The organism is Ferrimonas aestuarii (assembly GCF_005116665.1).
GTDB classification, from domain to species: domain Bacteria; phylum Pseudomonadota; class Gammaproteobacteria; order Enterobacterales; family Shewanellaceae; genus Ferrimonas; species Ferrimonas aestuarii.
Genome location: NZ_SWCJ01000060.1, coordinates 1 through 245, shown reverse-complemented (window position 1 = coordinate 245; position 245 = coordinate 1). Strand labels below are relative to the sequence as shown.

General features: G+C 43.3%; 1 rRNA gene. It reads right to left on the bottom strand.

The window, feature by feature from the left end:
• Positions 1-153: 153 nt before the first annotated feature.
• A 23S ribosomal RNA gene (locus FCL42_RS21625) occupies positions 154-245 on the bottom strand; the annotation flags it as partial.

The window sequence follows — 245 nt, the reverse complement described above, 5'->3', positions numbered from 1 at the left end:
TATGGTCGTCAGACAAAAATTGTTGACCTCCAAGGATGGAGGAAATGTCTAAATTTGTATGGAACAAATTAGACCAATTTGTACAAGCTGCTTTCTCGTTTTTGCTTTTCGCAAGTGCTTATATCTGCGATACAAAAACCCATTGGGTGTTGTATGGTTAAGCCTCACGGGTCATTAGTACAGGTTAGCTCAACGCCTCACAACGCTTACACACCCTGCCTATCAACGTGGTAGTCTTCCACGGC